At 70.9% G+C, this 23,350-nt stretch carries 16 protein-coding genes; 13 read left to right on the top strand and 3 right to left on the bottom strand.

Going from position 1 to position 23,350, the window contains the following annotated elements; translation table 11 throughout:
• Window positions 1-153: 153 nt before the first annotated feature.
• The 9 genes from RKD20_RS29405 (at window position 154) to RKD20_RS29445 (ending at window position 10,307) form a co-directional block, all read left to right on the top strand.
• Complete coding sequence (locus RKD20_RS29405) at window positions 154-888, top strand: hypothetical protein (protein ID WP_020116326.1); 735 nt, start codon at window positions 154-156, stop codon at window positions 886-888.
• Window positions 889-1,115: 227 nt separating this feature from the next.
• Complete coding sequence (locus tag RKD20_RS29410; protein ID WP_424883354.1) at window positions 1,116-2,444, top strand: RNA-guided endonuclease InsQ/TnpB family protein; 1,329 nt, start codon at window positions 1,116-1,118, stop codon at window positions 2,442-2,444.
• 10 nt (window positions 2,445-2,454) lie between these two features.
• Window positions 2,455-3,300 (top strand): DegV family protein, encoded by an 846-nt coding sequence (locus tag RKD20_RS29415; protein ID WP_424880325.1) that lies wholly within the window; start codon window positions 2,455-2,457, stop codon window positions 3,298-3,300.
• Between the two features lie 185 nt (window positions 3,301-3,485).
• Entirely contained in the window at window positions 3,486-4,823 is a 1,338-nt protein-coding gene (locus RKD20_RS29420; protein WP_424880326.1) for a helix-hairpin-helix domain-containing protein, read from the top strand.
• The gene (locus tag RKD20_RS29425; protein WP_424880327.1) at window positions 4,820-7,507 is read left to right on the top strand and encodes a ComEC/Rec2 family competence protein; all 2,688 of its coding nucleotides are present in this window, start codon (window positions 4,820-4,822) and stop codon (window positions 7,505-7,507) included. Before RKD20_RS29420 ends, RKD20_RS29425 begins: the two co-directional genes overlap by 4 nt.
• Window positions 7,488-8,342: an arylamine N-acetyltransferase family protein gene (locus RKD20_RS29430; RefSeq protein WP_424880328.1), complete on the top strand. Its 855-nt coding sequence runs from the start codon at window positions 7,488-7,490 to the stop codon at window positions 8,340-8,342. The genes RKD20_RS29425 and RKD20_RS29430 overlap by 20 nt, the downstream gene beginning before the upstream one ends.
• Window positions 8,343-8,413: 71 nt before the next feature.
• On the top strand, window positions 8,414-8,659 hold the full coding sequence (locus tag RKD20_RS29435; RefSeq protein ID WP_037716977.1) for a hypothetical protein: 246 nt from the start codon (window positions 8,414-8,416) through the stop codon (window positions 8,657-8,659).
• A 69-nt stretch (window positions 8,660-8,728) separates the two neighbouring features.
• Window positions 8,729-9,718: a DNA polymerase III subunit delta gene (gene holA / locus RKD20_RS29440; RefSeq protein WP_424880329.1), complete on the top strand. Its 990-nt coding sequence runs from the start codon at window positions 8,729-8,731 to the stop codon at window positions 9,716-9,718.
• 190 nt (window positions 9,719-9,908) lie between these two features.
• Window positions 9,909-10,307, top strand: a complete 399-nt coding sequence (locus RKD20_RS29445) for a nuclear transport factor 2 family protein (protein WP_424880330.1) — start codon at window positions 9,909-9,911, stop codon at window positions 10,305-10,307.
• Between the two features lie 252 nt (window positions 10,308-10,559).
• Here the strand turns inward: RKD20_RS29445 and rpsT are convergent, their stop codons facing one another.
• A complete protein-coding gene (gene rpsT / locus RKD20_RS29450; RefSeq protein WP_381331939.1) occupies window positions 10,560-10,820 on the bottom strand; it encodes a 30S ribosomal protein S20 in 261 nt (86 codons plus the stop codon).
• A gap of 261 nt (window positions 10,821-11,081) precedes the next feature.
• Between rpsT and lepA the strand changes: the two genes are divergently transcribed.
• The gene (lepA, locus tag RKD20_RS29455; protein WP_391170958.1) at window positions 11,082-12,956 is read left to right on the top strand and encodes a translation elongation factor 4; all 1,875 of its coding nucleotides are present in this window, start codon (window positions 11,082-11,084) and stop codon (window positions 12,954-12,956) included.
• Between the two features lie 235 nt (window positions 12,957-13,191).
• On the top strand, window positions 13,192-15,066 hold the full coding sequence (locus RKD20_RS29460) for an AMP-dependent synthetase/ligase (RefSeq protein ID WP_424880331.1): 1,875 nt from the start codon (window positions 13,192-13,194) through the stop codon (window positions 15,064-15,066).
• A 114-nt stretch (window positions 15,067-15,180) separates the two neighbouring features.
• Here RKD20_RS29460 and RKD20_RS29465 read toward each other — a convergent pair whose 3' ends face one another.
• Window positions 15,181-15,726: a response regulator gene (locus tag RKD20_RS29465; protein ID WP_424880332.1), complete on the bottom strand. Its 546-nt coding sequence runs from the start codon at window positions 15,724-15,726 to the stop codon at window positions 15,181-15,183.
• Window positions 15,716-19,870 (bottom strand): HAMP domain-containing protein, encoded by a 4,155-nt coding sequence (locus tag RKD20_RS29470; RefSeq protein WP_424880333.1) that lies wholly within the window; start codon window positions 19,868-19,870, stop codon window positions 15,716-15,718. The genes RKD20_RS29465 and RKD20_RS29470 overlap by 11 nt, the downstream gene beginning before the upstream one ends.
• Before the next feature lie 102 nt (window positions 19,871-19,972).
• Between RKD20_RS29470 and RKD20_RS29475 the strand changes: the two genes are divergently transcribed.
• Window positions 19,973-21,970: a SpoIIE family protein phosphatase gene (locus RKD20_RS29475; RefSeq protein ID WP_424880334.1), complete on the top strand. Its 1,998-nt coding sequence runs from the start codon at window positions 19,973-19,975 to the stop codon at window positions 21,968-21,970.
• 30 nt (window positions 21,971-22,000) lie between these two features.
• A complete protein-coding gene (hemW, locus tag RKD20_RS29480; protein ID WP_424880335.1) occupies window positions 22,001-23,233 on the top strand; it encodes a radical SAM family heme chaperone HemW in 1,233 nt (410 codons plus the stop codon).
• Window positions 23,234-23,350: the final 117 nt, after the last annotated feature.

Raw genomic sequence — 23,350 nt, forward strand, 5'->3', positions numbered from 1 at the left:
ACCTGTCCGGCGCCGTGCGCCGGATTTCGTCTCGGCCCCCTAGGGGGTGCGTGAGGGCAGGTTCGGGGTTCCCGCGGAACTCCGGGCCTGCCTGTTGCGTTTACCGTGGAAGAGCGGCGCGGGCAGTGCCGTGCCGGTCGGAGGAGGAGCGTTGTGGAAGCAGTGATCGCGATCGTGGCCCTGCTTTTCGTGCTCTTCGTGGCTCTCGGCGCCTACGCCACGGTGAAGGTGGTCGGTGCCGCCAAGCGCGGAGTGGACCGCACCATCACCCAGGCCCGGCGCACGGTCGAGGACCACACCCTGCGCGCCAAGTCCTTCGCCCAGCTCGGTCCGGCGGGCGAACTGGCCCAGCTCCGGCTCAAGCTGCGCACCTCGATGCGGGCGACCCAGGACGCGCTCCACGCGGGCGCGGCCGGGGACGAGTCCCTCAAGGAGTCCCTCGGTCTCTTCCAGCGGCTCAGCGCGCACGGCCACGAGCTGGACGGCGAACTCAAGCGCCTGGAGTCCGAGCCCGACCGGGCGAAGCTCGCCGAGCGCCTGCCGGACCTGCGGGAGCGCACCGAGCGCATCACACAGTCGGCCGACTCCCTGCGCTGGGCGGCACGCGACCGCGCCCACCGCTTCGCCGGCGACGACCTGGACACCCTGAGCGCGCAGATCGACGTCGAGTCGGGCGCCCTGCGGCACTGGACGAAGACCGAGCCCGCCGCGACACCGCCCCCGTGGCCCGAAGCCCCCGCGGCCGACGCCGGTCCCGGGCAGCAGACCTGGCCCGAGACGCCCCGCTCCCGCACCGCCGAGGAACCGACGCGGCCCGCCATCACCCCTCCGGGCCCGCGCCCCACCTACCCCTGGCAGAAGAAACCCCGTCCCGAGAGCACGACTTGATCCCCGCACGGCAGCTCTGGGGGCCAGGGGCCGGGCTGCCACGCGGACGCTACCGGACTTCATTCGCAGTGCTCCGGCCTTGAGACCGGAGGTGAAGCGAATCCTGTGGTTGCGACGCGGAGCTTCACGGTCTCGTTCCGGCGGAGCCGGACCCTGCTCGCGACGGTGACGGATCGTTCACACGTTCCCGGTGACGACATGGGTTCGACGTGCCCAGTGTGATCGTCATGCAGCTGCGGTACGCCTTCAGGTTGTACCCCGACCCCGGCCAGCAGGCCGCGCTGGCCCGGGCGTTCGGGTGCGCCCGTGTCGTGTTCAACGACGCGGTGCGTGCCCGTGAAGACGCCCGTAAGGCCGGGCAGCCTTTCCCGACGGCCGGTCAGCTGTCCACGCGGCTGATCACGGAGGCGAAACGGACTGCCGAGCGGTCCTGGCTCGGTGAGGTCTCGGCGGTGGTGCTCCAGCAGTCCCTGCGGGATGCCGAGAGCGCCTACCGCAACTTCTTCGCCCCCCTCACGGGCACCCGCAAGGGCCCGAAAACAGGCCCGCCCCGCTTCAAGTCCCGCAAGGACAACCGGCAGTCGATCCGGTTCACCGCCAACGCCCGCTGGAGCATCACCGGCAGTGGCCGTCTGAACCTGCCGAAGATCGGCGCGGTGAAGGTGACATGGTCCCGCTCCCTGCCTGCCACGCCGTCCTCGGTCACCGTCGTCAAGGACGCGGCCGGCAGATTCTTCGCCTCGTTCGTCATTGACACCGACCCGGCAACCGACGCGACACGGATGCCGCAGACCGACCGCACCATCGGCATCGACCTCGGCCTGACTCACTTCGCCGTCCTCTCCGACGGCACGAAGATCAACTCCCCGCGCTTTTTGCGCCGCGCAGAGAAGAAACTGAAGAAGGCCCAGCAGGAGCTGTCCCGCAAACAGAAGGGATCAAAGAACCGCGAAAAGGCCCGTCTCAAGGTCGCCCGCGCCCACTCCACCGTTGCTGACGCACGCCGCGAGTTCCTCCCCCACGCTCGGCTGCGCTCACGCGGGGGGACCCCCATCCAACTCTCCACACGGCTGATCTCCGAGAACCAAGGGATCGCCGTGGAGGACCTCTCGGTGGCGGGACTGGCCCGCACCAGGCTGGCCAAGTCCGTGCACGACGCCGGATGGTCCTCCTTCCTCGGCATGCTGGCGTACAAAGCAGAGCGGTACGGCCGCACCCTGGTCAGGATCGGCCGGTTCACACCGACCTCCCAGACCTGCTGCACCTGCGGCGCCGTGGACGGACCCAAACCCCTCAACGTCCGGGAGCGGACCTGTAGTGCCTGCGGCACCGTCCACGACCGGGACACCAACGCCGCGATCAACATCAAACAGGCCGCCGGACTGGCGGTATCAGCCTGCGGAGCGCCGGTAAGACCAGAACCCGTTCTGGCGCAGCGCGAAGAAACAGGAAGCCACGGATTCCCGACCGGAACCGTGCCGCACAGCGGCACGCAACCGCTCAAGGAAGCCCAGAATCCTTGCCCTGAAGGGCGAGGAGCATGTCAAGGCAGGTAACCTCCAGCTCATGTCCCGCCATGTCGCGATCGTCACGGATTCAACGGCCTACCTGCCGCAGGGGACGATGGAGCGGCACGGCATCACAGCGGTACCCCTGACCGTGGTCCTCGGCGACCGCGCACTGGAAGAGGGCACCGAGATCACCGCTCGGTCGCTGGCCCAGGCGCTCCAGAAGCGACGCCCCGTCACCACCTCGCGACCCAGCCCGCAAACCTTCGCGGAGCACTACCGCAAGGTCGCCGAGTCCGGCGCGACCGGCATCGTCTCGCTGCATCTGTCCGCCGAACTCTCCGGCACCTACGACGCGGCGGTCATGGCGGCGCGAGAGGCGCCGGTGCCGGTGCGTGTCGTCGACACCGGCATGATCGCCATGGCTCTCGGGTTCTGCGCGCTCGCCGCCGCCGAGACCGCGGGGACGGGCGGCACGATGGACGAGGCCGTCACGGCCGCGGAGAAGCGGGCCGCGGGCACGTCCGCCTACTTCTACGTCGACACCCTCGACTATCTGCGCCGCGGAGGCCGGATCGGGGCCGCGCAGGCCCTTCTCGGTTCCGCGCTCGCCGTCAAGCCCCTGCTGAAGCTCGTCGGCGGGCGGATCGAGCCCCTGGAGAAGGTGCGGACGGCGTCCAAGGCCATCGCCCGCCTGGAGGAGATCGCCGCGGACCGGGCCGGCAGCGGGCCGGTCGACATCGCCGTCCACCATCTGTCGGCCCCCGACCGGGCGTCGGCCCTCGCGGACCGTCTGCGGGCGCGGGTGACCGGGCTTGCCGATCTGCATGTGAGCGAGGTCGGGGCGGTGATCGGGGCGCACACAGGCCCCGGGCTGCTGGGGGTCGTGGTCTCACCGCGGTGACCTGGGGCGCCAGGTCGTGGGGTGGGGGGTTCGCGGGTCCTGGATTCCTGGGTCTTGGATTTGCGGGTCTTGGATTTGTGGGTCCGTCACTCGTCCGGGTGGCGGGGTTTTCCACAACCGGTGGGTAATCCCCGGGAATTGACCAAGATCATCGCGAGAGCGCGGACGTGTCCGATCCTCGGCGCATGGCACTTCGATCAGGTTCACGTACAGCGACGCCGACCAGCGGGCCGGGCCGCGGTCCCCTCTCCGACGGACGCTCCTGGCACCGCCGACCGGCGGCCGCCCGGGGCAGGGGCCGGGTCCGGCGTCGGCATGACGCCTCGGCGGACGAACTCCAGCGGCGGGCGGAGGTGCTCTTCGCCGAACGGGCGGGGGAGCGCAGGGACTCGGGGAAGGGGCCGCCGCCGGGTCGGTCGGATCGGTCGGGTCAGCCGGGTGTGGACGACGGGGAGGTGGAGGCCGGTTCGGAGCGCCTGGAGACTGCCGGGGCTGTCGATGTCGCCGAGTCCGTCGACGCGGCTGAGGCCGGGTCGGCCGCCGAACCGATCGGGTACGTGGAGAGGGCTCCTCGGTGGGTGGGTGCTGCCGAGGAGGGGTGGCGGGACGGTGGTTCCCCGCAGGGGACCCGCTGGGACCGCCGTCCCGCGAAGGGGGTTCGGCCTGACGACGGTCCTCGGGAAGAGGGCCGGCTGGACGCCGACAGCAGTAGTCGCGGCCGGCCGGACACCGATTCCAGGAGTGGCGACTGGCGGGACCCCGACTCCGGGGACCGGGACTGGCGGGAACGGGTCGGGCTGGCTCTGCGGGAGCGGATGCCGGTGTGGTTGCAGACGCGGTGTGGGCTGGAGCGGCGGAATGTGGTCGCGCTCTCGGTACTGCTCGTCGTGGCCGCGGTGTTCGCCCTCCAGCACTTCTGGACGGGCCGGACGCAGTCCGTCCAGGCGCCCGAAGTGGTGCGCGCGGCGGCCCCGTTCGGGCAGAGCGGCACGGAGAGCGGGCAGAGCGCCGTAGGCGGACGGCGAGGTGCGGCCGAGGCGACCGTCTCGGGCGGGGTCCCGAACGCGGCGGGTGCGCCCGGAGCCGAGATCGTCGTGGACGTCGGTGGAAAGGTCCGTGAGCCCAGGATCCAGCGGTTGCCGGCCGGTTCGAGGGTCGCCGACGCGTTGAAGGCGGCCGGTGGTGTGCGCCCGGGTACGAACACCGACACGCTCAACCGCGCGCGGTTCCTCGTGGACGGCGAGCAGGTGGTCGTCGGCGGCCCGCCCGCACCCGCACCCGCGCCGGGCACGGGCGGTTCCGTCACCGGCGGTCCCGCCGGTACGGCGGCGGCTCCCGTCTCCTTGAACACGGCCACCGTGGACCAGCTCGACACCCTGCCCGGCGTCGGCCCCGTGCTGGCCCAGCACATCGTCGACTACCGCACCCGGCGCGGCGGCTTCCGCTCGGTGGACGAACTGCGTGAGGTCAACGGCATCGGCGACCGCCGCTTCGCCGATCTGCGGAATCTCGTACGGCCATGAGGGACGACTCGCGGGCCGGGCGGAGGAGTGAGGGCGAGGCGCGGGCACGGGCAGCTGTGCACGCCGTCTCAGGGAAGCGGCTCGGGGACGCTCACCCGCGGCAGGAAGGGCCTGCGGATCTGCGACTGGTACCGGCGGCGCTCGCGGCCTGGGGCACGGCCGCCGTGACCCTGGACGCGTCCCCGGGGTGGGCGATGGGGGTGGTCGCGGGCTGTCTGGGGCTCGCCTGCGTGCTGCTGGCAGGACGTTGGGGCAGGGTGCGGGGCCTCGGTGGGGGCGGCAGGGTGCCCGTCGCCGCCGTGCTGCTTTGTGTCGCGGCGGCCGCCGCCTCCGCCGGGCTGCACGGGGCCGATCTGCGGCGGGGGCCGGTGCCCGCGCTGGCCCGGCAGTACGCCACCGTGACCGCCGAGGTCCAGGTGAGCTCCGACCCCCGGCTGACCCGCCCCCGGATCACGGGGGATCACGCGGCTCCGACCGCAGTCGTCATCGGCGCCGAGGTCCGGCGGGTGGAGACGGCGGACGGGAGGGCGGTGGCGACACGTGCGCCGGTGCTGTTGATCGTCGACGCCCGCGCGGGGGCCGACTCGGGCACACAGGTGGGGGCGGCCGGTCGTCCCGGGAGCGGTGGGGTGACGTCCGGCCCGACGCCCGCCGTGGAGGGTTCCGCTCGATCGCCCTGGCTCGGGTTGTTGCCGTCCACGCGGGTGCGGGTCACCGCGCGTGCCGCGCCGGCGCTGATGGGGGGTGACCGGGTCGCGGCCGTACTGCGGGTGCGGGACCGGGGAGGGCCCGAGGTCGTGGCGGAGGCGTCGGGGACGCAGCGGTTCGCGGGGCGGTTGCGGGCAGGGTTGCGGGAAGCCACCGACGGGTTGCCGGCGGATGCCCGGGCCCTGTTGCCGGGGCTGGTCGTCGGGGACACGGCGCGGATCACACCCGAGTTGGACGACGCATTCAAGGAGACCGACCTCGCGCACACGCTCGCCGTCTCCGGCAGCAACCTCACGATCCTGCTCGCCCTGCTCATCGGACCGCCCGGACTCGCCCGACTCGTCGAGCGACGGGGACTGGCGCCTCGCCTCGGGGTGTCGCTGCGGACGACCGCGCTGCTCGGCGGCGGGCTCACCCTGGGATTCGTCGTGGTGTGCCGACCGGACCCGAGTGTGCTGCGAGCCGCGGCCTGCGGGGCCGTCGCACTGCTCGCCCTCGCGACCGGACGCCGCAGATCACTGATCCCGGCGCTGGCGACGGCCGTACTGCTGCTGGTGCTGTACGACCCGTGGCTGGCCCGCAGTTATGGCTTCCTGCTCTCCGTGCTGGCCACCGGGGCCCTGCTGACGCTCGCGCCGCGCTGGAGCCTGGCGTTGCGCCGACGCCGGGTGCCGCCGCGGTTGGCCGAGGCGTTGGCCGCCGCTGCCGCCGCGCAGGCCCTGTGCGCGCCGGTGGTCGCCGTGCTGTCGGCGCGGGTGAGCCTGGTGGCGGTGCCGTGCAATCTGCTCGTGGAGTTCGCGGTCGCCCCGGCCACGGTGCTGGGCTTCGCGGCGCTGGCGACGGCACCCGTGGCGATGCCGGTGGCCAAGGCGCTGGCCTGGTGCGCGAGTTGGCCCGCCGGGTGGATCGCGGACGTCGCCCGGACCGGGGCGTCGCTGCCCGGCGGGGGAGTGGACTGGCCGGGCAGCTGGACGGGGGCGGCCCTGCTCGCTCTCCTCACGGGGATTCTGCTGCTCGTCGGGCGGCGGTTGCTGAGACATCCCTGGTGGTGTGCGGGCTGCGTGATGGTGTTCGTGGTGGCGGTCGTGCAGCCGCCACCGCTGGCCCGGGTGATCACGGGGTGGCCACCGCCGGGCTGGCGGCTGGCGATGTGCGACGTGGGCCAGGGCGACGCGATGGTGCTGGCGGCCGGTGAGGCCACGGGCGTGGTCGTGGACGCCGGACCCGATCCGGAGCTCGTCGACGGCTGTCTGCGCGCGCTCGGCATCACCAAGGTGCCGCTCGTGGTGCTGACCCACTTCCACGCCGACCATGTGGCGGGGCTGGCCGGGGTGCTGCGGGGCCGGTCGGTGGGGGCGATCGAGACGACGGGACTGGAGGAACCGGTGGACCAGGCCGAGTCCGTACGGCGGGAGGCGGCGGCCCGGCGCATCCCGGTGACGCGTGCCGTGGCCGGGGAGGAGCGGCGTACGGGGTCCCTGGCCTGGGAGGTGCTGTGGCCGCCTGCGGATCCGGCGGTGCCGGCGTCGGACGGGCCCAACGACGCCAGCGTCACGCTGCTCGTACGGTCGGCCGGGCTGCGTTTCCTCCTGCTCGGTGACCTCGAACCCCCCGCCCAGCAGGAGCTGTTGAGATCATCTGCGGGTACGCGGCTGGCCGGGGTGGACGTCCTCAAGGTCGCTCACCATGGTTCGGCCTACCAGGACCCGGAGCTGATACGCCGGGCCGCCCCGCGGCTCGCGCTCATCTCCGTCGGCGCCGGCAACTCCTACGGCCACCCGGCTCCCGGTACGGTCGCCGCGCTGCGGGCCGGGGGAGCGGTGGTGCTGCGGACGGACCGGGACGGGGCGCTGGCGGTCGCCGGGAGGGGCGGCCGAAACGATGGTGGCGCGGACAGCCATGACGCTGAGGGTGGCGGTGGCGGTGGGGAGCTGTGGGTGGCGCGAGACTGGAGGCATGAATCCCACACAGGTTGACGCATATCTCCGCCGACTGGGAGTCCAGCACCCGGCGTGGCCCACGGTGGAGGTCCTGCGGGAACTGCATCTGCGCCATCTGCAGACCGTGCCCTTCGAGAACCTGTCGGTGCACCTTGGCGAGGAGATCGCGCTGGAGGAGGAGCGGCTGGTGGAGAAGGTGGTGGGGGCCCGGAGGGGAGGGTTCTGTTACGAACTGAACGGGGCGTTCGGGGCGTTGCTGGCCGCGCTCGGCTTCGATGTCACGCTGCTCGCGGGCCGGGTGTACGGCGACGGGGGGCGGCTCGGGATCCCGTACGACCATCTCGCGCTGCGGGTACGGACGGTGGACGGAGGCGAGTGGCTGGCCGACGTCGGGTTCGGGGCGCACAGTCACTACCCGCTGGCGTTCGGGGCGCGGGGTGAGCAGGAGGACCCCGGGGGCACCTTCCGGATCGTCGAGGCGGGGCCCGACGCGGCGGGGGTGCGGAGCGGGGACGGCGCGGTGAAGAAGGGAGGGGGCGACGCCGTGGATCTGGATGTCGTCGTGGGCGGCAGGAGTCAGTACCGGCTGGAGGTGCGGCCCCGGGTGCTAGGTGACTTCGTGGCCGGGGCCTGGTGGCACAGCACCTCGCCGGCCTCGCACTTCACGCAGTCCCTGGTGTGTTCGAGGGTGACGGAGGACGGCGGGCGGATCACGCTCAGCGGGCGCGTCGTCAAGGTGACAGCTGCCGACGGTGCGCGGGAGGAACGGGAGTTGGAGACGGACGAGGAGGTGCTGGAGGTGTACCGGAAGAAGTTCGGTATCGAGCTCGGCCGGGTGCCGACGGTGCGGAAGGCGGGCCGTCACGGCTGATCCGGTCCGGTTGCCGAGCCCGGCGGTAGCGAGGATTCCGGGCTGGGGCCCGCCGCCTGGAAAATGGTGCCGTGAGTGATGTGAGACATGTGCTGGTGCTGCCCGATCGAGATGCCGCGGAGGAGGTCGTCGAGGCGCTCTCGGAGCGGTTCGGGGTGGATGAGGAGCCGCAGGTCGTTCGGGACGCGTTGGCGGGGGAGGACGACGCGGAGGACGCGCAGTGGCTGGTGGTGCTGCGGGATGCGGCGGGGCGGTTGGATCCCGGGGAACTGGAGGAGTTCGTGGGGGAGTGGGACGGGTGGCGGGAGGAGCCGTGATGGGTGGTCCGGGGGTCACCGGCGCCCGCGGCAACGGCGCTGTCAGTGCCCCGTGCCATGCTGTACGCGATGGCCAAGAAGACTGCTCATGACGACCTCCTCGCCCCTGTGACCCTTGCCGTGGGGCAGGAGGAGCTGCTGCTCGACCGGGCTGTGCAGGAGGTGGTCGCCGCTGCTCGGGCCGCTGACGCGGACACGGACGTGCGGGATCTGACCTCGGACCAGTTGCAGCCGGGGACCCTTGCCGAGTTGACCAGTCCGTCGTTGTTCGCGGAGCGCAAGGTCGTGGTCGTGCGCAACGCGCAGGATCTGTCCGCCGACACCGTCAAGGACGTGAAGGCGTATCTCGGGGCGCCCGCCGAGGAGATCACCCTCGTGTTGCTGCACGCGGGGGCGGCGAAGGGCAAGGCGCTGCTCGACGCCGCGCGGAAGGCGGGGGCGCGCGAGGTCGCCTGCCCGAAGATGACCAAGCCGGCGGACCGGCTGGCTTTCGTGCGGCAGGAGTTCCGGGCGACCGGGCGGTCCGCCACGCCGGAGGCGTGTCAGGTGCTGGGCGACGCGATCGGGAGCGATCTGCGGGAGCTGGCGTCCGCCGTGTCGCAGCTGGTCGCCGATGTCGAGGGGACGATCGACGAGGCCGTCGTGGGGCGGTACTACACCGGGCGGGCCGAGGCTTCCAGCTTCACCGTCGCGGACAGGGCCGTGGAGGGGCGGGCCGCGGAGGCGTTGGAGGCGTTGCGGTGGTCGTTGTCGACCGGGGTCGCACCGGTCATGATCACCAGTGCGCTGGCGCAGGGTGTGCGGGCCATCGGGAAGCTGTCGTCGGCTCGGGGCGGCCGGCCCGCGGATCTCGCGCGTGAACTGGGCATGCCGCCGTGGAAGATCGACCGGGTGCGGCAGCAGATGCGGGGATGGACGCCGGACGGTGTCGCCGACGCGCTGCGGGCCGTGGCCGAGGCGGACGCCGGGGTGAAGGGCGGAGGGGACGATCCCGAGTACGCCCTGGAGAAGGCCGTCGTGGCCGTCGCTCGGGCGGCCCGGTCCCGGGGACGGGGCTAGCGGCGCGAGCCGGAGCGTGACCCGTAGTGCCGTAGTGGCGTATTGCCGTAGTTCGCCTGCGCCGTTCGTCGTGGCCGGCCGCGCGGTTCCCGCGCCCCCTCGGGCGCGGAAGTGGCTCCCCCCGCTCCCCGGGAGGACAATCGTTCCTGTCAGCCGAACATCGTCGGACAGCGGAGAGGTGGCGGTCATCATGGCCGAGCATCCGCACGCAGCGCTCATTCGTAAGGGGTACGAGGCGTTCTCCCGTGGGGACATGGACACCCTGCGGGAGCTGCTCGCGAAGGATGCCACGCATCACGTGCCCGGTAGTCATTCCCTCTCGGGGGACTACAAGGGGCAGGACGCGATCATCGACATGTATCAGAAGCTCGGGGAGGAGACCGCCGGTTCGATGCGTCTGGAGATGCTCGGGATCGCCGTCGACGGGCGTGGGCACGCCGTCGGGATGAGCCGGGTCACGGCCGAGCGGCGGGGCAAGCACCTGGACGACACCGGATGCATCGTCTTCCGCATCGTCGGGGACAAGGTCACCGACCTCGACGAGTGTCTTGGGGACATCGACAAGAGCAATGAGTTCTGGGCGGAGTGAGCGCACGGACACCGCAGGACACAGGACACAGGACCCAGAACGCATGACGAGGACCCCGGTCTCCCGCCCTGGGGAAGGGCGGGCGCACCGGGGTCCTCGGTTCAAGCTGTCGGAGTCACGCCCGCGTGGCGAACGCAGGCCGCGCGTGGCTCCTGGGAGCCGGTCGGGAGCGGATGAGAGAGGGCCCGCTCTGGGTCCTTCCGGCGGTTCGGCCCCGTGGAACGGGACCGGTCAGATCAGAGAAAGTAAGGCTTAGAGGCCCGCGACCTTCGAAGCAAGCGCCGACTTCTTGTTGGCGGCCTGGTTCTTGTGGATGACGCCCTTGGAGACGGCCTTGTCGAGCGCGCGCGCAGCAGCGCGGTTCAGCTCGGTGGCCTTCTCGGTGTCACCCGCGGCAGCGGCCTCGCGGGCCTTGCGGATCGCGGTCTTCAGGGAGGACTTGACGGCCTTGTTGCGCAGCCGGGCCTTCTCGTTGGTCTTGATCCGCTTGATCTGGGACTTGATGTTCGCCACGAATGAGCCTCTACAGGTTCAGGCACGGAGCCAGAAGGATTCCGAGCAGAAGAGCAAGGAAGACCCCGGTCCCGCACCAGGTGATTTCTTGGAGTTGTGCCTCGTGCTGAGAGGGCAGGAGACACAGCCACCCAGACTACCAGCGGCCCCGCGAGTGGCCCAAACCGGTCGCCGGTCCCCGCCCGTGGGACCATGGAGGCTACGTATCGATCCGACCCGAGACCGCAGACACTGCGGACGCCTCAAGAATCAGGACCCTGCGTGCCCGCGATCCCCAGCCACGTGCCCGAGCCGAGCCGTACCGACCCGGCTCTGATCCGCAATTTCTGCATCATCGCGCACATCGACCACGGCAAGTCCACGCTCGCCGACCGGATGCTCCAGCTGACCGGCGTGGTCGAGCAGCGCCAGATGCGTGCTCAGTACCTCGACCGCATGGACATCGAGCGTGAGCGCGGAATCACGATCAAGTCGCAGGCCGTGCGGCTGCCCTGGGCCCCGAACACGGGCCCCGACCAGGGCAGCACGCACATCCTCAACATGATCGACACTCCGGGGCACGTCGACTTCACCTACGAGGTCTCGCGGTCGCTCGCCGCCTGCGAGGGGACCGTCCTCCTCGTCGACGCCGCCCAGGGCATCGAGGCCCAGACCCTCGCCAACCTCTACCTGGCGATGGAGAACGACCTCAAGATCATCCCCGTACTGAACAAGATCGACCTGCCGGCCGCCCAGCCGGAGAAGTTCTCCGAGGAGCTCGCCAACCTCATCGGCTGTCAGCCCGAGGACGTGCTCAAGGTCTCGGCGAAGACCGGTCTCGGTGTGGACGCGCTGCTCGACCGCGTGGTCCGGGACGTGCCGGCGCCGGTCGGCGTCAAGGACGCCCCCGCCCGCGCGATGATCTTCGACTCGGTCTACGACTCCTACCGGGGCGTGGTCACCTACGTCCGTGTCATCGACGGTCAGCTCAACAGGCGCGAGCGCATCAGGATGATGTCGACCGGCGCCACCCACGAGCTCCTCGAGATCGGCGTCTCGTCCCCCGAGATGACGCCGGCCGACGGCATCGGCGTCGGCGAGGTGGGCTACATCATCACCGGCGTGAAGGACGTCCGTCAGTCCAAGGTCGGTGACACCATCACCAGCAAGGAGAAGGGCGCCACCGAGGCCCTCGGCGGGTACAAGGACCCCAAGCCGATGGTCTTCTCGGGCCTGTATCCGCTGGACGGCTCCGACTACCCCGAGCTGCGCGACGCCCTCGACAAGCTCCAGCTCAACGATGCCGCGCTGGTCTACGAGCCGGAGACCTCCGCGGCCCTCGGCTTCGGCTTCCGCGTGGGCTTCCTCGGGCTGCTGCACCTCGACGTCATCCGTGAGCGCCTGGAGCGCGAGTTCAACCTCGAACTCATCGCCACCGCGCCCAACGTGGTCTACCGCGTGATCATGGAGGACGGGAAAGAGCACACGGTCACCAACCCGAGCGAGTTCCCCGAGGGCAAGATCGACAAGGTCTTCGAGCCGGTCGTCCGGGCCACGATCCTCGCCCCCAGCGAGTTCATCGGCTCGATCATGGAGCTCTGCCAGACCCGTCGCGGCACCCTCCTCGGCATGGACTACCTCTCCGAGGACCGCGTCGAGATCCGCTACACGCTTCCCCTCGCCGAGATCGTCTTCGACTTCTTCGACAACCTGAAGTCCAAGACCCGCGGCTACGCCTCGCTGGACTACGAGCCCACCGGTGAGCAGGACGCCCAGCTGGTGAAGGTCGACATCCTGCTGCACGGCGACCGGGTCGACGCCTTCTCCGCCGTCACCCACCGGGACGCGGCTTACGCGTACGGCGTTCGGCTCGTCGCCAAGCTGCGCGAGCTGATCCCGCGCCAGGCCTTCGAGATCCCCATCCAGGCCGCCATCGGCTCCCGGGTCATCGCCCGCGAGACCATCCGCGCCATCCGCAAGGACGTCCTCGCCAAGTGCTACGGCGGTGACATCTCCCGTAAGCGGAAGCTGCTCGAGAAGCAGAAGGAAGGCAAGAAGCGGATGAAGATGGTGGGTTCCGTGGAGGTTCCGCAGGAGGCCTTCATCGCGGTGCTCTCCAGCGATGACAGCGCGGGGTCGGGCAAGGGCAAGAAGTAACCGCGGGTTACCCCCGGTTACCCGTCGAATCGGATGGAAAGGGGTCCGTCGTGCGAAAGTGCGGCGGGCCCCTACGCGTGCGTAACGTCGCGCTCTGTAGGAAGTGACAGGCCGCCGCCCCTTACGAACGGGTCGGCCGCGCTTTACTCTGATCTCTGCTCGATAGTTACTCGCGAGTTAAACAACAGCCGCAAACCTGAGAGCCAGCCGCACTGTCGCGGGCCCGGAGGATGTCGTGAGCGACACACAGACACTGATCGAGAACCGCCCGCCGAGTGTGGCGACCCTCTTCCTGGAGCGCGTTGCGAGCACACCGGACGCCGAGGCGTACCGCTACCCGGTGCCGGCGGCCTCCGGCCAGGGCCCGGACGAGTGGAAGTCGCTCACCTGGGCGCAGGCCGCGGAGCGGGTGCACGCCATCGCGGCCGGGCTGATCGAGCTGGGGGTGCAGCCCGAGCAGCGGGTCGCCCTCGCCTCCTCGACGCGTCTCGACTGGATCCTCGCGGACCTCGGCATCATGTGCGCCGGTGCCGCCACGACCACGGTCTACCCGCAGACCAACGCCGACGAGTCGGCGTTCATCCTCTCCGACTCCGAGAGCCGGGTGCTGATCGCGGAGGACGCGGCCCAGCTCGCCAAGGCGGTCGAGAAGCGCGGTGAGCTGCCCACGCTCACCCAGGTCGTGGTGATCGACCCGGCGGGCGTGGAGACCAGCGACTTCGTGCTCACGCTCACCGAGCTGGAGGCCCGGGGCGCCGCCCGCCTGGAGAAGGACCCCGACCTGATCAAGGAGCGGGTCGGCGCGATCACCAGCGACCAGCTCGCGACGCTGATCTACACCTCAGGCACCACCGGCCGTCCCAAGGGCGTGCGCCTGCCGCACGACAACTGGTCCTACATGGCCAAGGCGATCGCCGCGACCGGCCTGATCAGCGGCGAGGACGTGCAGTACCTGTGGCTGCCGCTCGCCCACGTCTTCGGCAAGGTGCTCACCTCCGGGCAGATCGAGGTCGGTCACGTCACCGCCGTGGACGGCCGCGTCGACAAGATCATCGAGAATCTGCCGATCGTGCAGCCGACGTACATGGCGGCCGTTCCGCGCATCTTCGAGAAGGTCTACAACGGGGTCGCGGCGAAGGCCCGTGCGGGCGGCGGCGCCAAGTACAAGATCTTCCAGTGGGCCGCCGAGGTGGGCCGCGAGTACGCCAAGGCCACCCAGGACAACTTCCGGCGCACCGGTGTCGCCTCCGCGCCCTTCGGGCTGAGCGCCAAGCACAAGGTGGCCGACGCGCTGGTCTTCGCGAAGATCCGGGAGGCGTTCGGCGGGAACCTGCGGGCGTGTGTCTCCGGGTCCGCCGCGCTCGCCCCCGAGATCGGCTACTTCTTCGCGGGCGCCGGCATCCACATCCTGGAGGGCTACGGCCTCACGGAGTCCTCCGCGGCCTCCTTCGTGAACCCGGGCGAGGCCTACCGCACCGGTACGGTCGGCAAGCCGCTGCCCGGCACGGAGGTCCGTATCGCGGACGACGGGGAGATCCTGCTGCGGGGCCCGGGGATCATGGAGGGCTACCACGGGCTGCCCGAGAAGACGGCCGAGGTGCTTGAGGCCGACGGGTGGTTCCACACCGGGGACATCGGTGAGCTGTCGCCCGACGGGTACCTGCGGATCACCGACCGCAAGAAGGACCTCATCAAGACGTCCGGCGGCAAGTACATCGCGCCCGCCGAGGTCGAGGGGCAGTTCAAGGCGGTGTGCCCGTACGTGTCCAACATCCTGGTGCACGGGGCGGACCGGAACTTCTGTACGGCGCTCATCGCGCTGGACGAGGTCTCGATTCTCGAGTGGGCCAAGGAGAACGGGCTCGAAGGGAAGTCGTACGCGGAGGTCGTCGCCGCGCCCGTCACCGTCTCCATGGTCGAGGGGTATGTGAAGCAGCTCAACGAGGGGCTTCAGCGGTGGCAGACGATCAAGAAGTTCCGGTTGCTGCCGCGGGATCTCGACGTGGAGCACGGTGAGATCACGCCGAGTCTGAAGCTGAAGCGGCCTGTTGTGGAGCGGGAGTACAAGCACCTCATCGAGGACATGTACGTGGGCTCTCGCGAGGCGTAGCGCATAGCGGAGGGGTGGCGGGGCTGCTTGGCGGCTTGCGGTGCGTCGTGGCTTGTCGCGCCCACGCGGCGGAGCCGCAGATCGACACAGCCCCGCGCCCCTGGGGAAACAAGCTCACCGCTTCTCCAGAAGGTGCCGTAGTTCCTTCACCTGTACCCGCTGGGTCTCCGTCAGCTCGTCCTCCAGAGCCGCCAGTCGCCTGCCCACCTCCTGGTAATCCGCGCGCTGGCGCGCCAGCAGGCGCTCCAGCTGCTGGTTCTTTCTGTGCAGCTCCAGGAAGACGCTGACCTTCGCGCGGAGGACCCACGGGTCGAAGGGCTTGGTCAGATAGTCCGCCGCGCCCGTCGCGTAGCCGCGGAAGGCGTAACCCGAGTCGTCGTCCGTGCCGGTGAGGAAGATGATCGGGACGTCCTTCGTCTGGTCCAGGCGTTTGATGTTCGCCGCCGTCTCGAAGCCGTCCATGCCCGGCATGCGCACGTCCAGGAGAACCAGCGCGAACCGGCGGCGGAGCAGGGCCTTCATCGCCTCCTCGCCCGAACGGGCGCGGACCAGCGGTTCGTTGAGGGACCCCAGAACCGCCTCCAGCGCGATCAGGTTGTCCTCCATGTCGTCGACCAGGAGGATCCCGGCACCGTCGTCGGTCCTTGTCTCAGCGTTCATCCGACTGCCTCATGCAGTCGTCGGTGGGCGGTACCACCGCCTCCTCGGCGTCGGTCCGCTCCCGCGTCGCAGCGCCCTCGGGGTCGAGGAGGGCGCATACGACGGTCAGCAGCTGGTCGACGTCCACCGGCTTGGGTACGTAGTCGTTGGCGCCGCGCGCGATCGACTTCTCACGGTCTCCGGGCATGGCCTTCGCGGTGAGCGCCACGATGGGCAGGCCGGTCCAGCGCTGGGTGCGGCGGATGGCGGCGATGGTCTCGTAGCCGTCCATCTCCGGCATCATGATGTCCATCAGGACGAGTTCGACGTCCGGGTTGCGCTCCAGGGTCTCGATGCCCTCGCGGCCGTTCTCCGCGTACAGGACCGGCATGCCGACGCGGCCCAGCACATGGGTGAGGGCGAAGACGTTGCGGATGTCGTCGTCGACGATCAGCACCCGCCGTCCGGACAGCACCTGGCCCGCCCGGCCCGACTTCCACGCCTCCAGCCTGGTGGGGGCCGGCCAGGAGTCCTCGGCGTCGTGGGCGGTCGGATACGGCTCGGTGGACAGGTCCTCCGGGGCCGGCTCGGGGTCGTCCTCGGTGGTCGGACCGGTCGCCGAGTGGCCGGGGCTGACGACGGGGACGTAGAGCGTGAACGTGGAGCCCTTGCCGGGTTCGCTCTCCGCGACGATACGGCCGCCCAGCAGGCCCGCGATCTCCCGGCTGATGGACAGGCCGAGCCCGGTGCCGCCGTACTTGCGGTTGGTCGTGCCGTCTGCCTGCTGGAACGCCTCGAAGATCACCGGGAGTTTCTCCCGCGCGATCCCGATGCCGGTGTCGGAGACCGCGAAGGCGACCACGTCGTCGCTGTCGCGCACGTACCTGTGGTCGGGGTCCTTGAATCGGTTCACGCGCAGCTCGACCCGGCCCGAGGCGGTGAACTTGATCGCGTTGGAGAGCAGGTTGCGCAGGATCTGCTGGAGGCGCTGTTCGTCCGAGTACATCTCGCGCGGCACGTCCTCGCCGACCGCCACCTCGAAGGCGAGCCCCCGGTCCAGGGTGAGCGGGCGGAAGGTGGCGTGGACGTAGTCGAGCAGCTTGATGAGCGGCAGCTTCTTGGGGCGTACGTCCATCCGGCCGGCCTCGATCTTCGACAGGTCCAGGATGTCGTTGATCAGCTGGAGCAGGTCCGAGCCCGAGCGGTGGATCGTCGTCGCGAACTGCACTTCCTGGTCGGAGAGATGGCCGTCCGGGTTGTCGGAGAGCAGCCTGGCGAGGATCAGCAGGGAGTTCAGCGGCGTGCGCAGCTCGTGCGACATGTTCGCCAGGAACTCCGACTTGTACTGCGAGGAGGTCGCCAGCAGGGCTGCCTTCTCCTCCAGTTCGGCGTTCGAGCGCTGCAACTCCGCCTGCTGCATCTGGAGTTCGTCCGAGCGTTCCTGGAGCTGCATCGCCAGGCGCTGGGACTCGCCGAGCAGGGACTCGGTGCGGGAGTTGGCGATGATGGTGTTGATGGCGACGCCGATGGTGTTCACGAACTGGTCGAAGAAGGCCAGGTGGACGTCGGAGAAGCGGGAGAAGGAGGCGAGCTCGATGACGCCGAGCAGCTTGTCCTCGAAGAGGATCGGGATGATCACGACACTACTCGGGGCCGCCTCGCCCAGCCCGCTGTTGATCTTGATGTAGTCCGGCGGGGCCTCCTCCACCAGGATCCGCTTCTTCTCGCGGGCCGCCTGGCGGACGAGCCCGTGGACCGGCATGCCGCCCGTGTCGACGGTCGCGCCCTGCGCCGAGCCGTAGCCCGCGATGAACGCCAGTCCCTTTGCAGGAACGGTTGTGCGCAAGGAGGCGCCGTCCTCGTCCGGGTCGGCCAGGAAGAACGCCCCGTACTGGGCGTTCACCAGCGGGGTCAGCTCGCGCAGGATCAGGTCGGCGACCTCCATCAGGTCCCGGTGGCCCTGCATCAGGGCGGCCAGGCGGGCCAGGTTGGACTCCAGCCAGTCCTTCGCGCGGGTCGTCTCGCGGAGGTTGGCCACCATCAGGTTGATGTTGTCCTTCAGCTCGGTGACCTCGCCCTGGGTCTCCACGGTGATGGAGCGGGACATGTCGCCCTGGGCCACCGCGGAGGCGACCTCGGCGATCGCGCGGACCTGGGTGGTCAGGTTCAGGGCGAGTTCGTTCACGTTGGTCGTCAGCCGCTTCCAGGTGCCGTACACGCCCTCGACCCTTGCCTGGCCGCCCAGTTGGCCTTCGGAGCCCACCTCCCGGGCCACGCGGGTGACCTCGGAGGAGAAGGAGGAGAGCGTGTCGACCATGGTGTTGATGGCGGTCTTGAGCTCCAGGATCTCGCCGCGCGCGTCCACGTCGATCTTCTTGGAGAGGTCGCCGTTGGCGACGGCGGTGGTGACCTGGGCGATGTTGCGGACCTGGGAGGTCAGGTTGTCGGCCATGTAGTTGACGTTGTCGGTCAGGTCCCGCCACACCCCGGAGACGCCGAGGACCTGGGCCCGCCCGCCGAGCCGGCCGTCGGTGCCGACCTCACGGGCCACGCGGGTCACCTCGTCGGCGAAGGCGCGCAGCTGCTCCACCATCGTGTTGACGGTGTCCTTCAGTTCGAGGATCTCGCCGCGGGCGTCGACCGTGATCTTCTTGGAGAGGTCGCCGTTGGCGACGGCGGTGGTCACCTGGGCGATGTTCCGGACCTGTGAAGTCAGGTTCAGGGCCATGAAGTTGACGTTGTCGGTGAGGTCCTTCCAGACGCCCGACACGCCCCGTACCTGTGCCTGGCCGCCGAGGTTGCCCTCGGTGCCGACCTCGCGGGCCACACGGGTGACCTCGTCGGCGAAGGCGGAGAGCTGGTCGACCATGGTGTTGATGGTCGACTTCAGCTCCAGGATCTCGCCCTTCGCCTCGACCGTGATCTTCTTGCCGAGGTCGCCCTGGGCCACCGCCGTCGACACCAGCGCGATGTTGCGGACCTGCGACGTCAGGTTGTCCGCCATGAAGTTGACGTTGTCGGTGAGGTCCTTCCAGACGCCCGACACACCCCGCACCTGGGCCCGCCCGCCGAGGTTGCCCTCGGTACCGACCTCGCGGGCCACACGGGTGACCTCGTCGGCGAAGGCCGAGAGCTGGTCGACCATGGTGTTGATCGTGGACTTCAACTCCAGGATCTCGCCCTGCGCGTCCACGGTGATCTTCTGACTCAGGTCGCCGTTGGCCACGGCGGTCGTCACCTGGGCGATGTTCCGGACTTGCGAAGTCAGGTTCGACGCCATGAAGTTGACGTTGTCCGTGAGGTCCTTCCAGACCCCGGACACCCCGCGCACCTGGGCCCGGCCGCCCAACTGCCCCTCGGTGCCGACCTCGCGGGCCACGCGCGTGACCTCGTCGGCGAAGGCCGAGAGCTGGTCGACCATCGTGTTCACGGTCAGCTTCAGTTCGAGCAGCTCGCCCGTCGCCTCGACCGTCACCGTGCGGGTCAGGTCGCCGCGGGCCACCGCCGTGGTCACCAGGGCGATGTCCCGGACCTGGGCGGTCAGCCGCGAGGCCATGGTGTTCACCGCCTCGGTCACATCGCGCCAACTGCCCGAAAGGCCGGTCACCTTGGCCCGCCCCCCGAGCCGGCCCTCGGTGCCGACCTCGCGGGCCACCCGGGTCACCTCGCCGGTGAACAGGGAGAGCTGGTCGACCATCTTGTTCACGGCCCGGCCGAGGCGCCGCAGGTCACCGCGCAGCTGCCGGTTGCCGTCGTGCAGGTCGACCCGCTGGGTCAGATCACCGCCGGCCACCGCGTCCAGGACCCGGGTCGCGTTGGCGGCCGGGGCCACCAGGGCGTCGAGCAGCTGGTTCACGTCGTCGACCCGGGAGGTCCACGTGCCCTGCCCGGGGCTGGGGGAGAGCCGTTCGTCCAGCCGGCCGTGCCGCACCAGCTCCCGCTTCACCCGGTTGACCTCGCCGGTGAAGTGGACGTTGCGGTCCACTAACTGGTTGAAGACGGCCGTCAGTTCGGCCACGATCCCGTCCCCGGACTCCGGCATCCGGCGGAAGTCGCCGTCCCGGGCAGCGGTCATCGCGGCGAGCAGGGGACGCAGATCCGATGCTCGAATCCGGTCGGCATTGTGTCCTTCTTCGAGCACACGCGTACCACTGTTCTCACTCATGGCGGCCCACTTCGGTAACTCGGCGCTTATGGGCGTGGCCAGTCTGTCACTCTGTCCGCATCGACTGAGGTGTATTCGTCCGAACTGCTCGGGGAGACGGACATGGGGGCCATTCCGGTGCAACGGGAGTCCGTTGCCCATGCGTCCGATCCGCCCGCGCGCGGTGCCGACGCGCTCCCGCACGCCCCGGCGCACGCCCACGCCACCCTCCCCGGCGGTCCGCTCGCCCCGGGCTCGGCCCGGGCCCTGATACGGGCGGCGGTCGCCGAGTGGGCCGAACTCGCCCTGCCCGGCGCCGAGTTCCTGAGCGACCGGCAGGCCGACGACGCCGTGGTCGTGGGCAGCGAGCTCGTCACCAACGCCGTCGTGCACGCGGGCACCGACATCGAGCTGGACTGCCGCCTGGAGGCGCACACCGGAGCGCTCGTCGTCGAGGTCCTCGACCACCACCCCTCGCGCGCCCCCCGTGACGGTGACCTCGAACCCGTGTACGGCACACCGGAGCACGGGCGCGGACTGCGCCTGGTCGCCGCCCTCGCCGAGACCTGGGGCATCACCTACCGCACCGGCGCCAAGACCGTGTGGGCGCAGCTGCCGGCCGGAGGGAAGGACGCCCTCGACGGGATCCAGGCGTACGCCGGGGAGCAGGCGCACGAGCGGGGTCTGCGGGTCGCCGGGATGCTCGCCCCGGCGCCACCTCCGTCCCGGCCCCCGGCCGCGCCCGAGCCCGCGTCCCCCGGCGAGCCCGACCGGGACTGGCTCAACCGAGGCGCCCTGTCCTTCCTCGCCGAGGCCTCCGACCTGCTCGCCGGGCAGCTCGACGAGAACCTGGTCGCCGCGCTCGCCGGCCAGCTGATCGTGCCGCGGCTGGCCGACTGGTGCGCGGTGTGGCTGGAGGACGAGGTCGCCGGACGCTGGGGGTCCCCTCGCCCCGGTGAGGCCCGGAGCGGCGGGACGGCCTGGGGCGAGAGCGGTGTGTCCGGGCCCCGGCTGGCCCGGGTGTGGCATTCCTCCGAGAACCGGATCGAGGACCTGCGGCGGGCGCTGGAGAAGGAGCCGCCGGGCCCGTCGGGGCCGGAGCATCCCGGGCCCGTGCGGTTCCCCTGGCCCGGCGAGGCCCTCGGCCCGCATGGCACCCACGGCTCCGCGCTCGCCTACCGCCTCACCGCCGGCGGCCGCCCGCTGGGCACCCTGGTCATCGGCCGGGCCGGGCTGGTGTCCTTTCCCGACGAGATCACCGGGCTCGTCGAGGACCTCAGCCGCCGGGTCGCGCTCGCCATCGGCGCGGCCCGCCAGTACGCCCGCCAGGCCACCATCAGCGCGGTGCTCCAGCGCGGTCTGCTGCCCGGCGCGGTCGCCGTGATCCCCGGCGTGCGCAGCGCCCTGGTGTACGAGCCGTGCGACAAGGGCGGACCCAGCGGCGACTTCTACGACCTCTTCCCGGCCGACGACGGCCGCTGGTGCTTCGCCGTCGGCGACGTCCAGGGCAAGGGCCCCGAGGCCGCCGTGGTGATCGGTCTGGCACGGCCCTGGCTCCGGCTGCTGGCCCGCGAGGGCTACCGCGTCGCCGACGTCCTGGACCGCCTCAACCAGCTCCTCCTCGACGACGCGACGGAGGCCGCGGACGCGGCCGCGCGAGCCCTGGTGGCCGCGGGCGGACGCCCCGCGCACCCCGGCGACGGCCCGCAGACCCGCTTCCTGTCCCTCCTGTACGGCGAGCTCGCGCCCTTCGACGGCGGAGTGCGCTGCACCCTCGCCTCCGCCGGGCATCCGCTGCCGCTGCTGCTCGGGGCGGGCGGTGAGGTCCGTACGGCCGCGCGGCCGCAGACCCTGCTCGGGGTCGTCGAGGACGAGACGTACACCAGTGAGACCTTCGAGCTGCGGTCCGGCGACAGCCTGCTGTGCGTCACCGACGGGGTGACGGAGCGGCGCAGCGGCCCCCGGCTGTTCGACGACGAGGACGGGCTCGCGGAGGCGTTCGCCGGGTGCGCCGGGCTGGACGCCGAACTGATCGCGGAGCGGATCAGGCGGCTGGTGCACGACTTCGGGGCACGGCCGCCGGAGGACGATCTGGCCCTGCTGGTCCTGCAGGCGGAATAGGTGTCCGCGGGGTGCTGGACAATGGAGGACATGCCTTCCGCACTCCCCGACGGCGAACCCGTCCCCGACGACGGCTCGCTCCCCGCGTCCGCGCTCGCCGGGTCCGCCGACCGCCCCCTCGGCTTCTACCTGCACGTCCCGTACTGCGCGACCCGCTGCGGCTACTGCGACTTCAACACCTACACCGCGACCGAGCTGCGCGGTTCGGGCGGGGTGCTGGCCTCCCGCGACAACTACGCCGAGACGCTGATCGACGAGATCCGCCTGGCGCGGAAGGTCCTCGGCGACGACCCGCGCCCGGTCCGCACGGTGTTCGTCGGGGGCGGTACGCCGACCCTCCTGGCCGCCGGGGATCTCGTACGGATGCTGGGGGCGATCCGTGACGAGTTCGGGCTGGCCGCGGACGCCGAGGTGACCACCGAGGCGAACCCGGAGTCGGTGGACCCGGCCTATCTGGCCGCGCTGCGGGAGGGCGGCTTCAACCGGGTGTCCTTCGGGATGCAGAGCGCGCGGCAGCATGTCCTGAAGGTGCTGGACCGCACGCACACCCCGGGCCGGCCGGAGGCGTGTGTCGCGGAGGCCCGGGCGGCGGGCTTCGACCATGTGAACCTCGACCTGATCTACGGCACACCCGGCGAGTCCGACGACGACTGGCGGGCGTCCCTGGAGGCGGCGATCGGGGCCGGCCCGGACCATGTGTCGGCGTACGCGCTGATCGTCGAGGAGGGCACGCAGCTGGCTCGTCGTATCCGTCGGGGCGAGGTCCCGATGACCGACGACGACGAGCACGCGGACCGGTATCTGATCGCGGACGAGGCTCTGTCCTCGGCCGGATTCGACTGGTACGAGGTGTCGAACTGGGCGACCTCGGAGGCTGCCCGGTGCCTGCACAACGAGCTGTACTGGCGCGGGGCGGACTGGTGGGGGGCCGGCCCCGGGGCGCACTCGCACGTGGGCGGGGTGCGGTGGTGGAACGTGAAGCATCCCGGGGCGTACGCGGCCGCGCTGGCATCCGGCAGGTCCCCGGGCGCCGGACGCGAGCTGCTGTCGGACGAGGACCGGCGGGTCGAGCGGATCCTGCTGGAGCTGCGGCTTCGGGAGGGGGTGCCGTTGTCGTTGCTGCGCGAGGAGGGGCTGAGCGCTTCTCGCCGGGCACGGGGAGAGGGCTTGCTCGAAGACCGGCCCTATGAGGAGGGGCGGGCCGTGCTGACGCTTCGGGGGCGGTTGCTGGCGGACGCGGTCGTGCGGGACCTGGTGGACTGAACGCCCACGGGGGCGGGGGCTGTGTCGTCCGGCGGCTGCGGGTCTGTTGTGGCTGGTCGCGCCCACGCGGCGGAGCCGCACATCGATGCAGCCCCGCGCCCCTGGGTGGGCTGCGGT

It is taken from the genome of Streptomyces sp. SLBN-8D4, assembly GCF_049739545.1.
GTDB lineage: Bacteria > Actinomycetota > Actinomycetes > Streptomycetales > Streptomycetaceae > Streptomyces > Streptomyces canus_C.